21 protein-coding genes are annotated in these 19366 nt (G+C 64.1%); 17 read left to right on the top strand and 4 right to left on the bottom strand.

Translation table 11 applies throughout. The annotated features are described in order from the left end of the window. The first annotated feature begins 26 nt into the window (after positions 1-26). Positions 27-272, top strand: coding sequence for a hypothetical protein (locus ABIB57_RS15140; RefSeq protein ID WP_354041885.1), 246 nt, complete (start codon positions 27-29; stop codon positions 270-272). Positions 273-280: 8 nt separating this feature from the next. On the opposite strand, the gene ABIB57_RS15135 is transcribed toward ABIB57_RS15140, so the two are convergent. Then, positions 281-1195, bottom strand: a complete 915-nt coding sequence (locus ABIB57_RS15135) for a phosphotriesterase family protein (RefSeq protein ID WP_354041884.1) — start codon at positions 1193-1195, stop codon at positions 281-283. Positions 1196-1519: 324 nt separating this feature from the next. Here ABIB57_RS15135 and ABIB57_RS15130 point away from each other — a divergent pair, with 324 nt between their 5' ends. Next, positions 1520-2290 carry a Crp/Fnr family transcriptional regulator gene (locus ABIB57_RS15130; protein WP_354041882.1) on the top strand — a complete coding sequence of 257 codons (771 nt, stop codon included), beginning with the start codon at positions 1520-1522 and terminating at the stop codon, positions 2288-2290. Between the two features lie 90 nt (positions 2291-2380). On the opposite strand, the gene ABIB57_RS15125 is transcribed toward ABIB57_RS15130, so the two are convergent. Further along, positions 2381-2755: a low affinity iron permease family protein gene (locus tag ABIB57_RS15125; RefSeq protein WP_354041881.1), complete on the bottom strand. Its 375-nt coding sequence runs from the start codon at positions 2753-2755 to the stop codon at positions 2381-2383. Positions 2756-3092: 337 nt separating this feature from the next. Further along, a complete protein-coding gene (locus ABIB57_RS15120; protein ID WP_354041880.1) occupies positions 3093-5267 on the bottom strand; it encodes a TonB-dependent receptor domain-containing protein in 2175 nt (724 codons plus the stop codon). Between the two features lie 215 nt (positions 5268-5482). Here ABIB57_RS15120 and hemP point away from each other — a divergent pair, with 215 nt between their 5' ends. The 12 genes from hemP to ABIB57_RS15060 all read left to right on the top strand — a co-directional run bounded on the left by hemP (position 5483) and on the right by ABIB57_RS15060 (position 15685). Next, positions 5483-5644 carry a hemin uptake protein HemP gene (gene hemP, locus ABIB57_RS15115; protein ID WP_354041878.1) on the top strand — a complete coding sequence of 54 codons (162 nt, stop codon included), beginning with the start codon at positions 5483-5485 and terminating at the stop codon, positions 5642-5644. Positions 5645-5655: 11 nt separating this feature from the next. After that, on the top strand, positions 5656-6711 hold the full coding sequence (locus ABIB57_RS15110) for a hemin-degrading factor (protein WP_354041877.1): 1056 nt from the start codon (positions 5656-5658) through the stop codon (positions 6709-6711). Between the two features lie 10 nt (positions 6712-6721). Continuing rightward, positions 6722-7594, top strand: coding sequence for a heme/hemin ABC transporter substrate-binding protein (locus ABIB57_RS15105; protein ID WP_354041875.1), 873 nt, complete (start codon positions 6722-6724; stop codon positions 7592-7594). Then, positions 7591-8691: a FecCD family ABC transporter permease gene (locus tag ABIB57_RS15100; RefSeq protein ID WP_354041874.1), complete on the top strand. Its 1101-nt coding sequence runs from the start codon at positions 7591-7593 to the stop codon at positions 8689-8691. Before ABIB57_RS15105 ends, ABIB57_RS15100 begins: the two co-directional genes overlap by 4 nt. Positions 8692-8696: 5 nt before the next feature. Continuing rightward, positions 8697-9515 carry a heme ABC transporter ATP-binding protein gene (locus ABIB57_RS15095; RefSeq protein ID WP_354041873.1) on the top strand — a complete coding sequence of 273 codons (819 nt, stop codon included), beginning with the start codon at positions 8697-8699 and terminating at the stop codon, positions 9513-9515. Then, the gene (locus tag ABIB57_RS15090; protein WP_354041871.1) at positions 9515-9937 is read left to right on the top strand and encodes a hypothetical protein; all 423 of its coding nucleotides are present in this window, start codon (positions 9515-9517) and stop codon (positions 9935-9937) included. The genes ABIB57_RS15095 and ABIB57_RS15090 overlap by 1 nt, the downstream gene beginning before the upstream one ends. A gap of 11 nt (positions 9938-9948) precedes the next feature. Further along, positions 9949-10644 carry a protein TolQ gene (tolQ, locus tag ABIB57_RS15085; protein WP_354041869.1) on the top strand — a complete coding sequence of 232 codons (696 nt, stop codon included), beginning with the start codon at positions 9949-9951 and terminating at the stop codon, positions 10642-10644. After that, on the top strand, positions 10644-11090 hold the full coding sequence (gene tolR / locus ABIB57_RS15080; protein WP_354041868.1) for a protein TolR: 447 nt from the start codon (positions 10644-10646) through the stop codon (positions 11088-11090). Before tolQ ends, tolR begins: the two co-directional genes overlap by 1 nt. Beyond that, the gene (locus tag ABIB57_RS15075) at positions 11091-12167 is read left to right on the top strand and encodes an energy transducer TonB family protein (protein WP_354041866.1); all 1077 of its coding nucleotides are present in this window, start codon (positions 11091-11093) and stop codon (positions 12165-12167) included. Positions 12168-12295: 128 nt separating this feature from the next. Then, a complete protein-coding gene (locus tag ABIB57_RS15070) occupies positions 12296-13927 on the top strand; it encodes an electron transfer flavoprotein-ubiquinone oxidoreductase (RefSeq protein ID WP_354041865.1) in 1632 nt (543 codons plus the stop codon). A 77-nt stretch (positions 13928-14004) separates the two neighbouring features. After that, positions 14005-14754 carry an electron transfer flavoprotein subunit beta/FixA family protein gene (locus ABIB57_RS15065; RefSeq protein ID WP_354041864.1) on the top strand — a complete coding sequence of 250 codons (750 nt, stop codon included), beginning with the start codon at positions 14005-14007 and terminating at the stop codon, positions 14752-14754. Position 14755: 1 nt separating this feature from the next. Further along, a complete protein-coding gene (locus ABIB57_RS15060; protein ID WP_354041862.1) occupies positions 14756-15685 on the top strand; it encodes an electron transfer flavoprotein subunit alpha/FixB family protein in 930 nt (309 codons plus the stop codon). Between the two features lie 97 nt (positions 15686-15782). On the opposite strand, the gene ABIB57_RS15055 is transcribed toward ABIB57_RS15060, so the two are convergent. Next, complete coding sequence (locus tag ABIB57_RS15055; protein WP_354041861.1) at positions 15783-16106, bottom strand: HU family DNA-binding protein; 324 nt, start codon at positions 16104-16106, stop codon at positions 15783-15785. A gap of 240 nt (positions 16107-16346) precedes the next feature. Between ABIB57_RS15055 and rirA the strand changes: the two genes are divergently transcribed. From rirA to ABIB57_RS15040, 3 genes are all read left to right on the top strand, one after another. Continuing rightward, positions 16347-16811 carry an iron-responsive transcriptional regulator RirA gene (rirA, locus tag ABIB57_RS15050; RefSeq protein ID WP_299722921.1) on the top strand — a complete coding sequence of 155 codons (465 nt, stop codon included), beginning with the start codon at positions 16347-16349 and terminating at the stop codon, positions 16809-16811. A gap of 394 nt (positions 16812-17205) precedes the next feature. Further along, positions 17206-18363 (top strand): glycosyltransferase family protein, encoded by a 1158-nt coding sequence (locus tag ABIB57_RS15045; RefSeq protein ID WP_354041859.1) that lies wholly within the window; start codon positions 17206-17208, stop codon positions 18361-18363. Further along, a complete protein-coding gene (locus tag ABIB57_RS15040; RefSeq protein WP_354041858.1) occupies positions 18360-19361 on the top strand; it encodes a glycosyltransferase family 2 protein in 1002 nt (333 codons plus the stop codon). The genes ABIB57_RS15045 and ABIB57_RS15040 overlap by 4 nt, the downstream gene beginning before the upstream one ends. Positions 19362-19366 lie beyond the last annotated feature (5 nt).

Here is a 19366-nt window from a genome sequence, read left to right as displayed (position 1 = left end):
TTGTTGCAAAACGTCCGGAGCGAATGATGCACAATCTTGAAAATTCCGACACTCTTGAAACCACTCTGCTCAAGCTGGCGACCCCCAATATCTCCCCCAAGGAAATGCTGCGCCAAGCCAAGAAGCTGCACCCCAAGGCGTCCAAGAAGGACATCATCCGCGCCGCCTTCTCGTCCCTGATCACCGCCGCCGACAAGGACATCGAAGCCAGCATGGCGCTGCACAACTTTGCCATCACCGAACGCGGCAATGTGACGGACGTGGATCGGTAGGGCCTTCCCTACCGCGCAAACGCCTCAAACGGATTGTCCTGCGTCAATCGCACGATCGTCTCCTCGCTCACCCCCGCCGCCCGCAGCATCGGCAGCATCACGTCCACCAGATGCGTATAGGGCCGCGGGGTGCCGCCGCCGGGCAGAGCGGGGTCAAACCACCCCAGGTCATGGCTCAGCAGCAATTGGGGTCCCAGCCCTGCGTCCAGCGCCTTCAAAATCAGCGCGCAGACTTCGTCGTCCGGCTCCCGCCCCACATGGTCGTACTCGATCCATGCGCCCCGCGCCGCCACCGCCTTGTGCAGCTCGAAATCCGGCTCGGCCTGCGTGTGGATGGAAATAAACCGCTCGGCCCGATACCCCTCATCCTCGATGATATCGAGCTGGTCCATCACCACGCGGCCCCGAATCGTGTGCGAGCCGATCACCGCATTGGTCTGCATCCCCGCCCGCGCCGCCGCGCGCAAAATCCGCTCCTCCAATGGCGTGATTCCATCGTCGCCGGCACTGACCTTGATCCAGGCGGCCATGACGCCGCTGTCCTCGATCTGCCCGGTCAGTTCCCCCACCATCCAGTCTTCCAGTTCGGCGCCGCTGGCCTTGCCCACCCAATCCGGTATCCACGGCTCGCGATAATTCCCCGTCGGCACCACGATCGGCAGCCCCGTCGCCACCGACACGGCCTTGTCGAGATCGGCGCGCCGCCCGACCCCACCGGTCGTGCATTCCACCAGCGCCGTTATGCCCTGCTTCTGGATCGCGAAAATCTGCGGCGCCATCAGCGCCACCACGTCAGCGGCCTCCGCCTGCGCATACCCGGGTTGATCGGGCGTGCGCAAATCCACGAACACATGCTCGTGCGGCAGGATCATGCCGAGCTGATCCTTGCGGTAGGGTCCCAATGTGGTGATCAGATGCTTCATGCGCGCTCCTCCAAGCTTTTGCTGCAGGCTGGCCCAGGATCGTCCGCTTGGCAATCCTTGCGGTTTCCGACGCAAGACACAGCCGGGGCGGCGCATCTGGTCATCGCCCTGCATTTGGCCCCGGCCGATACCGCGACCAAGATAATGGAGCAATATAGAAATCGCAGATGAATTGTCCAATTGGACAACTTGGATGATCCGGATGGAATGTACATATTTTACTGTCTATTGAGCCTGATGGCGCATAACCTTAACCCATCGTGTGCCCTGTCTTCAGGGGCGCGGATGGCTGGGCGATAATTTGCTCTTGCCCAAGGAAGAGCTGTGTCCCCATCATCTGGCGACCGATCGCGAAATCTGCTCCTCAACGGTATGCATCTCGACGACTTCGCGCTGATTCAGGGCGCACTGGAGCCCGTGCAGATCGAGTTCAAAACGGTGCTCGAACGTCCCGGCAAGGGCATCGATTTCGTCTACTTCCCCGAGGAAGGCCTGCTCTCGATCATCTCTCGTTTTGAAACCAGCCGCGATGTGGAAGTGGGTATAGTCGGACGTGAGGGCATGTCGGGTATTCCCCTGCTGCTCAATGATCGCCTGTCCACCTATGCCACCAATGTGCAGGTCTCCGGTTCCGCCCAGCGCCTGCCGGCCGATGTGTTGACCAACGCCCTGGGTACCAGCCGGCAGCTGCACGATCATCTGCTGCGTTTCGTGCGCGCCGCCGAAATCCAGACCGCCTCCACGGCCTCCGCCAATGGCCGCGCCAAGCTGGAAGAGCGCCTGGCCCGCTGGCTGCTGATGACCCATGATCGCCTCACCGGCGACCGGCTCGATGTCACCCATGAATTGCTCGCCACCATGCTGGCCTGCCGCCGCCCCGGCGTCACCGTCACGTTGCACCTGCTGGAAGGCAAGGGCCTGGTCCGCTCCAATCGCGGCCACGTCATCATCCTCGACCGCGAGGGCCTGGAACACGCGGCCAATGGCTCTTACGGTCTGGCCGAGGCCGAATATGCCCGTCTGCTCGGCCAGGATTTCCGTCCACGCCCCCGCCGCCCGCTCCTGGCGGCAACCTTGGCTGGTGAGGTCGAATAGAACTGAGGCAAGGATGGCCTGTCATCCACGATGACATGACCGGTTCACTATCCAAATCATTCGCCGCCCCGGTGAGGACCTGTCCTGGGCCTAGTGTTTGGCTGCGGCCTTTCGGCTCGCATGATCGACGCACATTTCGCGCAACTGATGCAGTTCTTTTTCTGTCAACTGCTCGGCGCCGATAAACTGGTTCTCCGCCTGGCTGGCCCGGATGAGCTCGTCCAGCTTGGCCTGGATCGCCTCGCCGTCACGGTTCTGGGTATTCTGCACCACGAACACCATCAGGAAGGTGATGATAGTGGTCGCCGTATTGACCACCAGTTGCCAGGTTTCGGAATACCCGAAGACCGGGCCGCTGACCGCCCAGACGACGATCCCCGCACAAGCCAACGCAAATGTCTGGGGCCGTCCCGCCGCATGGGCCACATGGTGGGAAAATTTAGTGAAGAGGCTCGTATCGGTCATGTCGCGCCCTCGCCATAGGACGAAAAAGCCCTGACCCTCGTGAGAGGACCAGGGCAGCTCCAGCTTTTAGCGTCAAAAAACTGTAGCCCCAGCACAACGAGCCAATCCGTCTTCGGTTCCCCGTACGGCGGCAGACAATGACTTGTCACCTCGCCCCTTCGGGCAGCGGTCGGCACGCAGCGCCGGGTGAGGGGGCCTTGCTGCAGCACGCAAAAAGGCGCGGCAGGTTTCCCGCCGCGCCCATGATTTTTGATTTGGCCTCGATAGTGTGGCCGGCTGCGTCAGGCCAGAGCGAAAACTGCCATTTGCAGCCCGCCATCGCCAACCGGCCACAGGTCTAGTAGTCGAACTGCTTGGCCAGCGTCACCTTGAAGGTGCGGCCGATCGAGCGGTCGCCCGACAGGTTTTCGCGATAGTCCGCATCGAACAGATTATCGATGCCGCCCGTGAGTTCCAGCCCCTTGAACTGCCCATGCTTGGGCTTCCAGCTGGCAAACAGATCAACTGTCGCAAAGGCATCCGCCTCGCCGTCGGCGACAACCTGGCCCTGCTGGATCGCCGGAGCCACATAGCGGCCCACCTGCGCCAGCGTCACCCGCGCGCCGTAATCCAGGTCCCATTCGGACTGATGGGCGCCCAGCGTCGCCACCAGCCGGCTCTGCGGCACGGTGGTCAGCGGCGTATTGGTCACGAGGTTATCCCCCACCGTGATCGAATAGGCCAGGCTGGCGAAGAAGACCTCGCTGTCATAGGCGCCTTCCACTTCCAGCCCGTAGATCCGCGCCTTGCCGATATTGCCGTAATACGGCACTGGCGCGGCCGGCAGCCGCGGCGCCGTGTTGGAGGCGATCAGGTCGGTCAGGTCGCTATAGAATGCCGTGGTCTTGATGCTGGCAGTGTCGCCCGGCTGGAAGATGTCGTCATTGCTGAGCGTGAAGCCGCCCTCGATGGTATTGGCCTGCTCCTTGCGCAGGTCGAGGCTCGCCACCTTGGCGGTAGCGCCGCGTGCCGGTGCCGCCACCGAATAAAGCTCGTCGATCGTGGGCAGTCGTTCGGTATGGGCGATCGAGCCGAACACGCCCACATTGTCGTTGATTTCATAGAGCGCCGCCAGCTTGGGGGAGACGGCCGCGCCATCGATATTGGGCAGGCCGGTCGTGGTCGGTTCGACCCAATGGAAGTCCGCGCGGGCGCCGGCGATCAGCGTCAGCTTCTCATCCCAGATATATTCGTTCTGGGCGAAAATCCCCAGCTTGTCTTCGGTGCCCTGCGGATGGGCCGGCAAAGGCGTGCCGCCCGGCCGCGTTGCCGTGCGCTCCAGCGTGCTGCCCTGGAAACCGAAGGTGAAGTAATTCTCGAAATCGTCGCCGATCCACTCGACCGTGTTGTCCGCCTTGAGCTGCCAGGTCTTGTAGCCATAAGTGGTGTCGAGCAGGATGCTGTCGGCCGTTACGTTCTGCGGAAAAGCCGGCAAGACCGGGCCGACGACCGTGCGCGGCGCACCCAGCGCATATCGATGATTGGTCTGCTCGTTGGTGGTGTCCGAATAGCTCAGCGACACCTTCAGATCGACCCAGGGATTGTCCGTCGCCGGATTTTCCCAGGTCAGCACTGCCGTCTGGTCGACCACGGTGCGGTCGGTCACGCCGAACGCGGCCTGCGTCGAGGTCTGCGCATAGGGCTGGTCCTTGGCGTCGCTGTACCAGCGCTGATAGGACGCGCGCAGCGTCTGCTCATTGTCGTCGCCAAAGTGGTAGGTGCCCTTGACCAGGCCCGACAGCGTATCGAAGCCCGAACCGGCCAGTTCTGCTCCCTTGGCCAGGTCCAGATTTTCAGACCGGCGCCAATTCGCCGTCGCCAGCACTTCGAAGCTGTCGGTGACCTGCTGGGCCACCAGCGCCGAGGTCAGCGTCTGCAGGCCATTGCTGGAGAAGCTGGTCTTGAGGCGCGCCGCGCCGCTATAGCCATCCTGGATAAAGTCCGAAGCATCCTTGGTGGTGAAGTTGATCACGCCGCCCAGCGCGCCCGCGCCATAGAGCGTCGACGAGGCCGGTCCGCGCAGCACTTCGACCTGCTTGTAGAGCTCGGGATCGGAGAAGAACGAGCCCATGCGGTACTGCTCGTTGAACTTGGGCGTACCATCGATATTGACGATGACGCGCGAGCCGTCCGACGAATTTTCCGTCGTGCCGATACCGCGAATGTTGAACGCTTCGCCAAACTGGCGTTCGCTGCCCACCATGGTCACGCCGGGTACGCTTTCGAACAGCTCGCCGGTCGTCGATGCCTGCACCTGGTCGATATCGGCCTGGTTGATCACCGTCACGGCCTGCGGCGTGTTGATCGCCACCTTGGGCGCGCCGGCGCCGATCACCAGCCGCTCCAGCAGCGTGATATTGGTCGTATTCACACTCGTCGGCTTCGTTGATTGGCCCGCAGCCCCCTGCAACCCGATCGCGCTCAAAGCCACGCCGCACATCAGCACAGCCGCGCTCGACTTCACCAGCCCCATTCAAAACTCCTGATTGTTCTTGTGTGCGCTGGCTGGCGGAGGCTGGCTGGCTGTGATGGACCATGAAACATGACCCAGAAAATCACCTATTGCGCTTGGTAGATAAGCTGATTATGAGAGTCAACTAATAACGACACGACCCGCCAGCCATCCGCCACGCGGTAACGTCCTGAAAAGACGAGACTCTTGTGCCTATGTGGATGGAAGCAACAGCAATGGACGACAGCGACAAGACCGCACAGGGCGCCCAGATTGCGCCACGTTCGATCGATTCAGCCGCCTTGTTCGCTGGTAGCAACGAATTGATCATCATCCACAATGGCAGCCCGTACCGCCTGCGCATCACGCGTCAGGACAAACTCATTCTGACCAAATAGGGCCCGATCTAGTGACCAATTCCGCTCCCAAGACCCCAGCCGAAATCCGCGACCTGCGCGCCCTGCACCCAGAGATGCGCGAACGCGATTTCGCCCGCATCCACGCCATTTCCGAAGCTGAATTGGTCGCCGCCTATGTGGGGCAAAACGTCATCCGCATCGAGCCCAATCTCGATCTGCTGCTCAATGGCCTGACCGCCTGCGGCGAAGTCATGGCCCTGACCCGCAACGAAAGTGCCGTGCACGAAAAGATCGGCCCGGTGGAAAAGGTCGTCATCGGCCCGCACGCTTCGATGGTGCTGGGCGAGCAGATCGACCTGCGCATTTTCCCCAGCAAATGGGCCTTCGGCTTCGCCGTCGAAAAGGCCAATGACGATGGCACCCTCCGCCACTCGGTGCAGTTCTTCGATGCCCAGGGCGACGCGGTGTTCAAGGTGCACGCCCGCCCGGCGACGAACCTCGAAGCCTGGTCCGTCCTCGTCGCCAACCTGCGCTCGCCCGAGCAGGCGCCGATCGTCACCCAGCCCAAGCCCGCTCCAGTGGCGCTCGGCACCCCGGCGCCGCTCGACGAGTTGCGCGCCGGCTGGTCGGCCCTGACCGACACGCACCAGTTCTTCGGCCTGCTCAAGAAGCTCAACTATCCCCGCCTGACCGCGCTCGAAACGGTTGGCGAGGACTACGCCTGGCAGCTCGACCACAGCGCCGTCGCCGGCCTGTTCAATGCCGCCGCTGCCGACCAGACCCTGCCCGTCATGGCCTTTGTGGGCAATCACGGCTGCATCCAGGTCCATTCCGGCCCGATCCAGAACATCAAGACCATGGGCCCCTGGCTCAACGTCCTCGATGACACCTTCCACCTGCACCTGCGGCTCGATCAGATTGCGTCGGTCTGGGGCGTGCGCAAGCCGACCTCGGACGGTCACGTCACCTCGGTCGAGGTCTATGACGAAAACCGCGAACTGATCATCCAGTTCTTCGGCAAGCGCATCGAGGGCTCGGACGAGCGCGGCGCCTGGCGCGATCTGGTCCAGAACCTGCCGCTCTACGCCCAGACCCACGCCGCCTGAGGATTTTGTGATGCGTTTCGCCCCCAAAGTCATCGCCGCCGTTAGCCTGGTTCTCGCCCTGTCCGCGGCCTCGTCTGCGCAGGACCTCAAGCCCTTCGCCGATACCTCGCGCCTCGTCTCCATCGGCGGCTCGCTGACCGAGATCATCTACGCGCTGGGCGAAGAAAAACGCCTCGTCGCCCGCGACCAGACGGCCACCTATCCCGAAGCCGCGCTGGCCCTCCCCGATGTCGGCTACATGCGCGCTCTCGCCCCCGAAGGCGTGCTCTCGGTCACTCCGACCGCCTTGCTGGTTATCGATGGCAGCGGCCCGCCCGAAGCGCTCGACGTGCTCTCCCATGCCGGCGTCGCCTACCAGACCGTCCCCGAGGGCTTCTCCCACCAAGGCATCCTGGCCAAAGTCCGCGCCGTGGGCCAAGCCCTTGGCGTGCCCGACAAAGCCGAAGCTCTCGCGGCTCAGCTCGACGCGTCGCTCAACGCCGTCGAAGCCCGCACCGCCGCAATCCCCGAGCGCAAGAAGGTGCTCTTCATCCTCTCCACCCAAGGTGGAAAAATCCAGGCTTCCGGCACCGATACCGCCGCCAACGGCATTATCGATCTGGCCGGCGCGCTCAACGCCGTCACCGACTATTCGGGCTACAAGGCGCTCACCGAGGAAGCCATCATCGCCGCCAATCCCGACGTCATCCTGATGATGGACCGCGGTGGCGATCATGGCGGCACCGACGCCGAACTGCTGGCGCACCCCGCTATCGCCCTCACCACTGCCGGCAAGAACCACGCCATTGTCCGTCTCGATGGCGCCTACCTGCTCGGCTTCGGTCCGCGCACTGCCAGCGCCGTCGGTGAGCTGGTCGATGCCCTTTACGGCAAGGCACCATGACCGCGGCACTGTCCATGTCCGATGCGCCCCGCCGCGCCGAGCGCCTGGCGGGTGACCGCTCGTCCCTCGGCCGGCTGGCCATCGCCGTGCTAGCCGTGCTGCTGCTGGTCACCATGGTCATCTCGATGACCACCGGTGCCTCGGGCGCTTCGGCGCTCAATCTGATCGGCTCCTGGTTCGGCGGCACCACCGCCGATCCGGCCGCGCTGCTGCGCGACCAGACCGTCATCTACAATATCCGCCTGCCGCGCATGATCCTGGGCGTCCTTGTCGGCGCTGCGCTCGCCACCTCCGGCCTGCTCATGCAGGGCCTGTTCCGCAATCCCCTGGCCGATCCGGGCCTCGTCGGCGTCTCCGCCGGCGCCGGGCTGGGAGCCGTTGGTATCATCGTCCTGGGCACCACCATGCTGGCCCCGCTGACGGCGCTGCTGGGCATCTATTCCCTCCAGCTCGCCTCCTTCATCGGCGGCCTGATCACCACATTCATCCTCTACCGGGTTGCCACCAAGGCCGGCCAAACCGCCATTGCCACCATGCTGCTCGCCGGCATCGCCATCGGCGCCCTCGCTGGTGCCATCACCGGCGTGCTGGTCTATGTCGCCACCGACAGCCAGCTCCGCGATCTGACCTTCTGGGGCCTTGGCTCGCTCTCGGGCGCCAACTGGACCAAGATCATGGCCTCTGGTCCGATCATCGTCGTGGCGCTGACGGCCTCCGCTTTCCTCGCCAAGGGCCTCAACGCCCTGACGCTGGGCGAGGCCACGGCCGGCCATCTCGGCCTGCCTGTGCAACGCTTCAAGCTTGCCGCCATCGTCGCCGTCGCGGCCGCGACCGGGGCCTCGGTGGCCGTCTCGGGCGGCATCGGTTTCGTCGGCATCGTTGTGCCCCATCTGCTGCGCCTCGTCATCGGCCCCGATCACCGCTACCTGCTGCCGGCTTCGGCCCTGCTCGGCGCCTCGTTCCTCTTGATGGCCGATGCCGTCAGCCGCCTCGTCGTCGCCCCGGCTGAACTGCCCATCGGCATCGTCACGGCGGCCGTCGGCGGTCCGTTCTTCCTCTGGATATTGCTGCGCCGCCGCAATGCCATTGCCTGGTGACGCCCATGATCGAAGCCTTTGATGTCAGCGTCGAAATCTCCGGCCGCCGTATTCTGGAGAATGTCAGTCTCTCGGCCAAACCGGGCCAGCTGACGGCCGTCATCGGTCCCAACGGCTCCGGCAAGACCACGCTGATGAAGGCCCTGTGCCGCGATTATGCCTATGACGGCCTGATCTCCATCAATGGCCGCGATCTGCAATTGCTGCGCCCCATCGAGGCCGCCACTCTGCGCGCCGTACTGCCCCAGCAGAGTGCACTGCCATTCCCCTTCACCGTGCGCGAAGTCGTTGCGCTGGGCCTCACCGCCGGCCTCTCCGGCGTGCCGCTCTCCGCCCGCAAGCGCCTGCCCGAACAGGCCTTGGCGCGCGTCGATCTTGATGGTTTTGCCGGCCGCTTCTATGGCGAACTCTCGGGTGGCGAACAGCAGCGCGTCCAGCTCGCCCGCGTGCTCTGCCAGGTCTGGATGCCGGTGCTCGACGGCGTGCCACGCTACCTGTTCCTCGATGAGCCCGTCTCCAGCCTCGATATCAAGCATCAGTTGATGATCATGGATGTCGCTCGCGACTTCGCCAATGCGGGCGGCGGCGTCATCGCCATCCTGCACGACCTGAACCTGGCCGCCATGTATGCCGACCAGATCCTGGCCCTGCGCCAGGGCCGCGTCGCCGGCTTCGGCACGCCAGCCGACGTGCTGACCGACAGCCTTTTGGCCGATGTCTTCGATTGCCCCATGCAGGTCAACCTTACCCCGGCCCCCGACATGCCCTTTGTCCTCCCCCAATCCGCCGTCCGCCGCGACGGCCTTCAGTCCAAGGTCGCCTGATGTCCCGTCTGCTCACCGCCGCTGTACTCATCCTGTTATCCGGCGCCCCTGCTTTCGCGCAGGCCACTGCTCCCATCTCGCTCGATCTGGAGTTGAACGCGCTCCAGCCCACCGAGAAGGGCTGCCGCGTCACCTTCCTCGCCACCAACAAGCTCGGCGCTCCGCTCGATCGTGCGGCCATCGAAACCGCCCTGTTCGATGCCGATGGCGCCATCGACCGCATCGTCAACCTCGATTTCAAGGGCCTGACGCAAGGCAAGACCAAGGTCCTGCAATTCGAACTGGCCGACCTGCCCTGTGATGGCATCGGCCGCGTGCTGATCAACACTGTGTCGGCCTGCGAAGGCACGGGGCTCGCACCCACCGCCTGCCTCGACAATCTCAAGACCACGACCCGGCCAAGCATTACCTTCGGCCTCTAAGGATATCCTCGATGGAAACCGCCGCCGCCCCCGCCCATGATTTCTCCATGCTGGCTCTGTTTTTGCAGGCCGATTGGGTGGTCAAGGGCGTCATGATCGGCCTCTTGGTCGCTTCGATCTGGTGCTGGGCCATCATCGCCAACCGCATCGCCGCATACGCCAAGGCGCGTCGCGACATGGCCGCCTTCGACAAGGCCTTCGCCGCCGGCCGTCCCCTGGCCGATCTGCGCCAGGATTATGCCGGCAAGGCCCAAAGCGGCCTTTCGGCGGTCTTCGTCGCGGCCATGGACGAATGGGATAAGAGCCACGCCGCCCAGGCCGCGGCCGGGGGCCTGCAAAGCCGGCTGGAAATCGCCCTCGACCTGGCCGTCACCGAACAAAGCGCCAAGCTCGAACAGCGCCTTGGCTTCCTCGCCACCATCGGCAGCGCCGGACCCTTCGTCGGCCTGTTCGGCACCGTCTGGGGCATCATGAATGCCTTCACGGCCATCGCCAATGCCGAGAACACCAGCCTTGCCGTCGTCGCCCCCGGCATCGCCGAGGCATTGCTCGCCACCGCCCTCGGCCTGCTCGCCGCCATTCCGGCGGTCATTGCCTATAACAAGCTCAGCGCCGATGCCGGCAAGCTGATCTCCCGCCTGGAAGGCTTCGCCGATCGGCTCGTCGCGCTGCTCTCGCGCCAGATCGATGCGGGCAGGGCCCTCTGATGGGCATGTCGGCAGGTGGCGCCAAATTCGGCGGCCGGCGCGGCCGTCGCGGTCGCCACAATGGCCCGATCAGCGAGATCAACGTCACCCCGCTGGTCGATGTCATGCTGGTGCTGCTGATCGTCTTCATGGTCGCTGCGCCTCTGATGACCATGGGCGTGCCGGTCGATCTACCGCAGACCCGCGCCAAGGCCATGCCGGTCAACGCCAAGCCGATCACCGTGACGGTGACGCCCGATGGCGCTATCTCCATCGACAACGAGCCGGTGACCATTGACGCGCTGGTCTCTACCGTCCAGTCGCTCGCCACCCAGGGCACCGACGAGCGGCTCTACGTGCGCGGCGATTCCACCGCGCAATACGGCATGATCATGCAAGTCATGGGCGCGCTGTCCGGCGCCGGCTTCGACAAGATCGGCCTCATCACCGAACAGCAGGCACCCTGAATGCACTATGCCTTGCCGGGCTCAGCGCTGGTGCATGTGCTGGCGCTTGGCGCTGGCCTCTTGATGTTTGCCTGGCCCGAGCCCGACGATGCGCCCGCCGCGCAGTCGGTGTCGGTCGAGGTTATTTCGATAGCCTCAGTCTCCACCAACCAGACCAGCACCATCGAAAGCGACGCTACCGAAACGCTGGTTTCGGCCGGTGCGGAGGCGCTGCCGCCGACCGTCCCCGAGACCATCGAGGCCGTCCAGTCGGAAACGCTCGAGCCGCCGGTGGAGCGCCAATCCGCCGAACCACCACCCCCCGAGCCGGTGGAGCCCACTGAGGCCAGGCCCGTGGAGCCCACCGAGATCGAGCCGGTCGAAGCCAGCAGCGCCGCGCCGGTGACCCCGGTCGAGGTGACCGAAGCCGAACCCGACCGCATGGAGGTGGCCATATTGAGTGCCATCTCGCCCGAGCCGCTGGAGGCCGACGCCGTCGCGCCGGTCATTCCAAGCGCAGCCCCGGCCGAGACCGCAACCCCGGTCCAGCCGGAAAGCCTGCAGCCCACCGAGGTCACCGACCTCAAACTCGCCCCGGTTCCGCACACCCTCAGCCGTCCCCGTCCGTCCGAGCCCACCCAGCGCCCCCGCCGGCAGGTTGCCGCCGCCCCGCCGCCGCGCGCCACGCCCAAGCCGCCGGTGCAGCAACAGCCGCAGCCGCGTCCCTCCGCTCCCGCCGGCAATGACGGCCAGAACCAGGCCGACACAGTCGCCGCCAAACCTTCGGCGGGCCAGCAGGGCAATGCCGGCTCCGGCGGCGATGCCGATGTGGCGCGCTATCCCAGCCAGGTTGTTGCCAAGGTGATGCGGGCCATACGCTTTCGGCACGGCGGCACACCGGGCGAAGCGGTGGTCCGCTTCGTCGTCTCGGCGAATGGCCAGGTATCGGGCGTGCGGGTCATCCGCTCGTCCGGCAACTCCGCGATCGATCAGGCCGGCATTGATACGGTGCTGCGCGCCGCGCCTTTCCCGCCCATCCCCGCAGGAGCGGGGCGTAGTTCCTGGGAATTCGGTATTCCGCTCGCCATTACCCGTTAGGCGCCGTTTGGGCGCAATCCTTGCCGCTTTTGCGCGATGACGGGAAAAGCATTCCCGCGCTGGCCCTCGGCGCTTGCGGGGATGGAAACAGCGATGCTAAGGCCCACCGGATGCCTGCGAGTGAACCCATGACCGAACCGCGCGAAGAGATGGAATTCGACGTCGTCATCGTCGGCGCCGGCCCGGCTGGCCTGTCCGCCGCGATCCGTCTCAAGCAGCTATCGCCCGATCTCTCGGTCCTGATCGTCGAAAAAGGCGCCGAAGTCGGCTCCCACATCATTTCCGGTGCCGTCATAGACCCATCGGGCCTCGATACGCTGATCCCCGACTGGCGCACCCACGAAACCCCGATCAAGACCGCCGTCACCGATGATCGCTTCCTCTGGCTGACGGAAAAATCCGCCTTTCCACTGCCCGGCTTCATCATGCCGCCTCTGATGAGCAATCACGGCAATTACATCGTCTCGCTCGGCAATGTCTGCAAATGGCTGGCCAGCGAGGCCGAGGCTTTGGGCGTCGATATCTATCCGGGCTTTGCCGGCGCCGAACTGCTAGTCGAGGACGGCGTGGTCGTTGGCGTTGCCACCGGCGATATGGGCATCGGGAAGTCCGGTGAGCCCGGGAGCAATTTCGCCCGCGGCATGGCGCTAAAGGGCAAGTACGTGTTGCTCGCCGAAGGCGTGCGCGGCTCGCTGACCAAGCGCGCCATCGCGCAGTTCGGTCTGGCCAAGGATGCCGATGTCCAGAAATACGGCATCGGCTTCAAGGAAATCTGGCAGGTCACCGACGCCAACCACCAGCCTGGCCTGGTGCAGCACACCCTTGGCTGGCCGTTGCAGGATTCAGTGGGCGGCGGCTCCTACATCTATCACCTCGAAGACAATCAGGTCGCCGTGGGCTTCGTCGTCCACCTCAATTACAAAAATCCCTATCTCTCCCCCTTCGGCGAATTCCAGCGCCTCAAGACCCACCCCGCGATCAAGACCACATTCGACGGCGCCAAGCGCCTGTCCTACGGCGCCCGCGCCATTTCCGAGGGTGGCTACCAGTCCATCCCCAGGCTGGCCTTTCCCGGTGGCGCGCTGGTCGGTGACGCTGCCGGCTTCGTCAACCTGCCGCGCATCAAGGGCAGCCACAACGCCGTGCTCTCGGGCATCGTCACCGCCGAACACGTCGCCGCCGCTCTCGCCGCCGGTCGCTCCGGCGATACGCTGGCCGATCTCGACGCCGCCCTGCGCGCCGGCCCCGTGGGCAAGGACCTGCACAAGGTCCGCAACGTCAAGCCGCTGCTGTCCCGCTTCGGCACCTTGCTCGGCATGGGCCTCGCTGGCGTCGATATGTGGTGCAACACCCTGTTCGGCCGCTCGCCCTTCGGCACCCTGCGCCACGGCAAGCCCGATCACGCCACGCTCGAACCGGCCTCGCTGCACCAACCCATCGACTACCCCAAGCGCGATGGCGTGCTGACCTTCGATCGCCTGTCCTCGGTGTTCATCTCGGGCACCAATCATGAAGAGAACCAGCCGCCCCATCTGCATGTCGCTGATCTGGCCTTGCAGAAATCCAGCGAGCTGGACATTTTCGCCGGTCCATCGACCCGATATTGCCCTGCCGGGGTCTACGAATGGGTGGACGGCACCTACGTCATCAACGCGCAAAATTGCGTCCACTGCAAAACCTGCGACATCAAGGACCCCAACCAGAACATTGATTGGGTCCCCCCCGAGGGCGGCGGCGGGCCGAACTACGTCAATATGTAGCGCCAAAAGCCGCTAAAACTTGCAGGTTTCGCCCCGTCCTGCTTTAAGCGCGCAACGCTTGCGGAGGACTTTTCGACATGAAGATTCTCGTGCCCGTCAAACGGGTAGTGGACGCCAACGTCAAGATCCGCGTCAAACCCGACGGGTCCGGTGTCGACATCGCCAATGTCAAAATGTCGATGAACCCCTTTGACGAAAACGCCCTCGAAGAGGCGCTGCGCCTTAGAGAAGCCGGGACGGCAACCGAGGTCGTCATCGTTACCATCGGCTCTGAAAAAGCCGCCGAAACCCTGCGCGCCGGCCTCGCCATGGGTGCCGATCGCGCCATCCACGTCAAAACCGACGCCGCCCGCATCGAGCCGCTGGCGGTTGCCAAAGTGCTCAAGGCCGTCATCGCCAACGAGGCGCCGGACCTGGTGATCCTGGGCAAGCAGGCCATCGACGACGACAGCAACCAGACCGGCCAGATGCTCTCGGCTCTGCTCGGCTGGCCCCAGGCAACGTTCGCCTCCAAAATCGTTGTCGGCACTGGCACTATCGACGTGACCCGCGAAGTGGACGGCGGCCTCGAAACCCTCCGCCTAGCCCTGCCCGCTCTTGTCACCGCCGACCTGCGCCTCAACGAGCCGCGCTACGCCTCGCTGCCCAACGTCATGAAGGCCAAGAAGAAGCCGCTGGACGAGACCAGCCCCGAAACCCTGGGCGTGGATATCGCACCGCGCCTGAAAGTGCTCAAGACCACCGAGCCAGCCGGTCGCGCCGCGGGCATTCTCGTCGCGTCCGCGCAGGAACTGGCGGCCAAGCTCAAGCAGGCGGGAGTGCTCTGATATGACAACCCTGCTTCTCGCCGAACACGACGGCAAGACCCTCAACGAGGCCACCGCCAAGGCCTTGACCGCTGCCAAACTGCTCGGCGCGCCGATACATGTGCTCGTTGCCGGGCAGGATATCGCCGCCATCGTCAATGCCGCCGCCAAGCTCGATGGCGTCGCCAAGGTTCTGCGCGCCGACGCCGAAAGCCTGGCCCATCAACTGGCCGAGCCAATTTCGGCCTTGCTGGTCTCGCTGGCCGGCAGCTACGACGCCATCGTCGCGCCCGCCACCTCGACTGGCAAGAACACGCTGCCGCGGGTTGCGGCGCTGCTTGACGTGATGCAGGTTTCCGAAGTCAGCAAGGTCATCGCCCCCGACACGTTCGAGCGCCCGATCTATGCCGGCAACGCCATCGAAACCGTACAGGCAAGCGGCAAGCTGGTACTCACCATCCGCATCTCGGCCTTCACCGCCACCGGCGAAGGGGGTAGTGCCTCCATCGAAACGGTGGCCGTCCCGACCGATGCCAGCACGTCGCAATGGCTGGGCAATGAGCTCTCGGCTTCGGTTCGTCCTGAATTGGCCGGCGCCCGCGTCGTCGTGTCGGGTGGCCGCGCTCTCGGCTCGGCCGAACAATTCGAGGCTGTATTGGCCCCGTTGGCCGACAGGCTCAATGCCGCAATCGGCGCGTCGCGCGCGGCGGTCGATGCGGGCTATGCGCCCAATGACCTGCAGGTCGGCCAGACCGGCAAGGTGGTGGCGCCCGAGCTTTACATCGCCATCGGTATTTCCGGCGCCATCCAGCACTTGGCCGGCATGAAGGGAGCCCGCATCGTCGTCGCCATCAACAAGGATGCGGACGCGCCGATCTTCCAGGTCGCCGATTTCGGCCTCGTCGGGGACCTGTTCACGCTCGTTCCCGACCTGGTCAAGGCGCTGGAGTGACCTGCAGCGCGACGCTTCGCCCGGCATAAAAGGTGGCCATCGCCGCCCTTGATCTCGGCAAGGCTGGATCGGGCGATCCTCTTGCCCGCGACCCCGCCTAGCCTTCCGCTGAAACCAGCGTTTTGGTCTCGGCCAGCTCGCACAGCGCCTCGCGCAGTTGCCCGCTTGGGATGAACGTCACGGTATGGCGCGGGGCGATCCGGTGTTGTTCGCCGGTGCGGGGATTGCGGCCCACCCGTTCGGCACGGGGCCGGACCGCAAGCGTCCCAAAGGCACTTAACTTCACGTAGTCGCCCGCCGTCAGAGCCGTGCTCATGGCGGCGAACATGGCGTCGCTGATGGACGCCACATCGGCCTTGGGCAAGCCCGTCCGCCGAGCGACAGCTGCGCACAACATCGCCTTGGTGATCGTTTCAGTCACGATCTTACCTCCTCATTCAGTTAAGTTCATACGAGGAATTTAAAAACCTGTCTATCGGCGCGCCGATCACTTTTAAAAACATGACGAATCTGTTCAAGTTAAGTTGACATATTTTAGAATGGTTATAAGCTGGCGAGCATTCTATAAGCCGTTCCAAGGGCCAAAGCCCCGGAATTGCTGGAGCTATTGGCTCCGCTCAAGCAGACGAATCGGCGGGCAAGCCCCGAGAAAAGGTCCCCAGTGAGACTCACGCGCCAGTCCAATTACGCAATTCGGGCCCTGGTTTATTGCGCTGTCAACCAGCCCGGCCTGAGCCGCGTGGCCGATATCGCCAAGGCTTACGCCATTTCCGAACTGTTCCTGTTCAAGCTGATCAAGCCTTTGGTCGAAAACGGCCTTCTGGAAACCGTGCGCGGCCGCCATGGCGGCGTGCGCCTCGGCAAGCCGGCCAATGAGATCACCCTGCTCGAAACCATTATGCTGACTGAGGAAAATTTCGCCCTGGCTGAATGCTTCGAGGATGGTGGCGCCGATTGCCCGCTCATCGGCGAATGCGATCTGAACTCGGCCCTGCGCGAGGCGCTCGGCGCCTTCTTCTCGGTGCTCGAAGGCTATACCATAGCCGACCTGGCGCAGAAAAAGCGCTCGCTGCGCGAACGCCTCGGCTTGCTTCTGCCCGAGCCGGAACTCGCGGTCGCGCATTGATGCCGCAATCTTTCGCCTGACGCCAAGGTGCTCGCGCGGCCATTGCCGCGCGGCGGTTTTACCAGCATTGTCAATACGATCCCGCCGGCAGCGCCGCGTTCCATGACGCGCCACGCGCCCGCCTTCCGGCGGCTGTGCGCCTTGCCCCAAGCCCCTGTCTGCAGACGATTGAGCCCTTTTTCAGGCATGCGCTGACCGCATTTCAGTTGCCCGCGCGCCCGCATTGACCCTGCGCCGGCATCGGTTCCTACTCCATCATATGAACTAGCGGGCTCCTGAAGTGGGGAGCGCCGCGACATTCAACAGCCCCTGGCTGCCTCTGTTCGCGAGCAATTGCGAGCAACCGCCCACACCGCCACAAGCCCGGCCACCGCTTGCGACAGGAGACGCGTCGTTGCTGAAGATTCTCTATCTCGTCCCCAATCTTGCAGATCCGGCCGTCGCGCGGCGCGTGGATATGCTGCGCCTTGGCGGCGCGCAAATCCACGTCGCCGGCTTTCGCCGCGCCGGCACCGCAGTGCCTACCCTTGATGTCGCCACCTATCTGGAACTCGACCAAACCTTCGATGCGCGCTTTGCGCAGCGTCTGCTGGCGACCGCCAAGGCCATGTCCGGGGCGCGGCAATGGGCGTCCCGCCTGCCGCGCCCCGATCTGATCATCGCGCGCAATCTTGAAATGTTGGGGCTGGCCAACAGGTTACGAGCCTTTTGGCCCGAGCAGCCGCCAATCGTCTACGAATGCCTCGATATTCACCGGCTGATGCTGCGTGAGGATGCGATTGGCCGGGCCATGCGAGGGGCCGAGCGGCATTGGAGCAAGCAAGCGGCGCTGTTGCTCACGAGTTCCCCGGCCTTTTCGCGCAACTATTTCGACCTGCACGGGTCGTTGCCGACGGAAGTCGTTGAAAACAAAGTCATTTGGGATGGTGGCGAGCGCGGCAGCAATCCTGCTCTTACCGCCAAAACCACAGGTCCGCTCCGCATCGGCTGGTTCGGTGCGTTGCGGTGTGCGCGCTCGCTTGAGGCCTTGGGTAGCCTCGCCGATGCCATGGATGGCGATGTCGAAATGGTGCTGCGCGGCCGGCCGGCGCTGACAGAGTTCAATGATTTCAATGCGATAGTGGCCGGTCAGGAGCATCTGCGCTTCGCCGGGCCTTACCGCAATCCGGACGATCTGGCGGCGATTTATTCGGATGTGCATCTGGCCTGGGCTATCGATTTTTTTGAAGAGGGCCAAAATTCCAAGTGGTTGCTGCCCAACCGCCTTTACGAGGGATGCCTGCATGGCGCTGTGCCGGTAGCGCTGGCGGGCACGGAAACCGCCGCATTCCTTGAGCGGCGTGGCATTGGCATCGTGCTGCCGGACATCGCGCCGCAGACTTTGCGCACCATGCTGGGTGGGCTGACGCGGGAGCGGTTGGTGCAATTGGCGGGGGCGGTGGCGGCGCAGGACACGGCTCGTTTTGCCGTCAATACGACCGATTGCGTAGCCCTTGTGAACAAGCTTGCTGGACTTCTTGCTGCGCCAACCAGATTGACGGAGGCCGCATGAGCCAATCCTGCCTGATCGTCGTGCCGACCCTCAATGAAGCGCGTCATATCGGACCGCTATTGCATGACCTGCTGGTCGAAGCCGAAGCCATGAATGCGCGGATCGTGGTGGCCGATGGTGGCAGCACCGATGGGACGCCCGCCATCGTCGCCAACATTGCCGCGGGCCAGAAGCGCGTGACGCTGATCCATAATCCCAAGCGCATCCAGAGCGCGGCGATGAACCTGGCGGTGGCGGAGTTTGGCGACGATACCGATTACGTCATCCGTATCGATGCGCATGGCAAATACCCGGCTGACTATTGCCGCAAGCTGCTGGCGGAGGCTGAACGGCTTGGTGTCGATAGCATCGTGGTGCCCATGACGACAGTTGGGCGCAGCACGTTCCAGCGCGCGGTGGCGACGGCGCAGAATTCGCTGGTCGGCACCGGCGGTTCGGCGCATCGCACCGGCAAGAGCGCGCAGCAGGTCGACCATGGTCATCATGCCCTGATGAGCATTCCTGCCTATCGTGCGGTTGGCGGCTATGACGAGAGTTTTCGTTTCAACGAGGACGCCGAACTCGACTATCGGCTGGGCCAGGCCGGCTATCGCGTCTGGCTGACCGATGCGACCTCGATGACCTATTTCCCACGGTCTACGGCGTCGGGGCTGTTCAAACAGTATTTCGGCTATGGGGGCGGGCGGGCGCGCAATATCGTCAAGCACCGCATGAAACCGCGCATTCGCCAGATGGTGCCGCTGGTGATCCTGCCGGCGGTGCTGCTGGCGGCGCTCTCCATCGTGCATTGGGGTTTTCTCGTGCCGCTACTGGCCTGGGGACTGGCCTGCTTCGCGCTTGGTGCCGTGGCGGCTCGGCAGCATGTCAAGGAGTATGGGCTGCGCCTGGTCCAGGTGCCGCTGGTCGGCGTGGCGGCCATGATCATGCATTTTGCCTGGTCGTCGGGATTTTGGCTGCACCTGGCCCGAACCGCCACTGCGCGTCCCGGCGCGGCATAGGAGGG

This window comes from Devosia sp. UYZn731 (assembly GCF_040546795.1).
GTDB lineage: Bacteria > Pseudomonadota > Alphaproteobacteria > Rhizobiales > Devosiaceae > Devosia.
The sequence above is the reverse complement of the archived record's forward strand: the minus strand, read 5'-3'. Positions and strand labels throughout refer to the sequence as shown.

Excerpts from the sequence above, each read along its gene's own strand:
- ABIB57_RS15140 (WP_354041885.1), top strand. The coding sequence starts at position 27 with ATGCACAATCTTGAAAATTCCGACACTCTTGAAACCACTCTGCTCAAG.
- ABIB57_RS15135 (WP_354041884.1), bottom strand. The coding sequence starts at position 1,195 with ATGAAGCATCTGATCACCACATTGGGACCCTACCGCAAGGATCAGCTC.
- ABIB57_RS15125 (WP_354041881.1), bottom strand. The coding sequence starts at position 2,755 with ATGACCGATACGAGCCTCTTCACTAAATTTTCCCACCATGTGGCCCAT.
- ABIB57_RS15120 (WP_354041880.1), bottom strand. The coding sequence starts at position 5,267 with ATGGGGCTGGTGAAGTCGAGCGCGGCTGTGCTGATGTGCGGCGTGGCT.
- hemP (WP_354041878.1), top strand. The coding sequence starts at position 5,483 with ATGGACGACAGCGACAAGACCGCACAGGGCGCCCAGATTGCGCCACGT.
- ABIB57_RS15105 (WP_354041875.1), top strand. The coding sequence starts at position 6,722 with ATGCGTTTCGCCCCCAAAGTCATCGCCGCCGTTAGCCTGGTTCTCGCC.
- ABIB57_RS15100 (WP_354041874.1), top strand. The coding sequence starts at position 7,591 with ATGACCGCGGCACTGTCCATGTCCGATGCGCCCCGCCGCGCCGAGCGC.
- ABIB57_RS15095 (WP_354041873.1), top strand. The coding sequence starts at position 8,697 with ATGATCGAAGCCTTTGATGTCAGCGTCGAAATCTCCGGCCGCCGTATT.
- ABIB57_RS15090 (WP_354041871.1), top strand. The coding sequence starts at position 9,515 with ATGTCCCGTCTGCTCACCGCCGCTGTACTCATCCTGTTATCCGGCGCC.
- tolQ (WP_354041869.1), top strand. The coding sequence starts at position 9,949 with ATGGAAACCGCCGCCGCCCCCGCCCATGATTTCTCCATGCTGGCTCTG.
- tolR (WP_354041868.1), top strand. The coding sequence starts at position 10,644 with ATGGGCATGTCGGCAGGTGGCGCCAAATTCGGCGGCCGGCGCGGCCGT.
- ABIB57_RS15075 (WP_354041866.1), top strand. The coding sequence starts at position 11,091 with ATGCACTATGCCTTGCCGGGCTCAGCGCTGGTGCATGTGCTGGCGCTT.
- ABIB57_RS15070 (WP_354041865.1), top strand. The coding sequence starts at position 12,296 with ATGACCGAACCGCGCGAAGAGATGGAATTCGACGTCGTCATCGTCGGC.
- ABIB57_RS15065 (WP_354041864.1), top strand. The coding sequence starts at position 14,005 with ATGAAGATTCTCGTGCCCGTCAAACGGGTAGTGGACGCCAACGTCAAG.
- ABIB57_RS15060 (WP_354041862.1), top strand. The coding sequence starts at position 14,756 with ATGACAACCCTGCTTCTCGCCGAACACGACGGCAAGACCCTCAACGAG.
- ABIB57_RS15040 (WP_354041858.1), top strand. The coding sequence starts at position 18,360 with ATGAGCCAATCCTGCCTGATCGTCGTGCCGACCCTCAATGAAGCGCGT.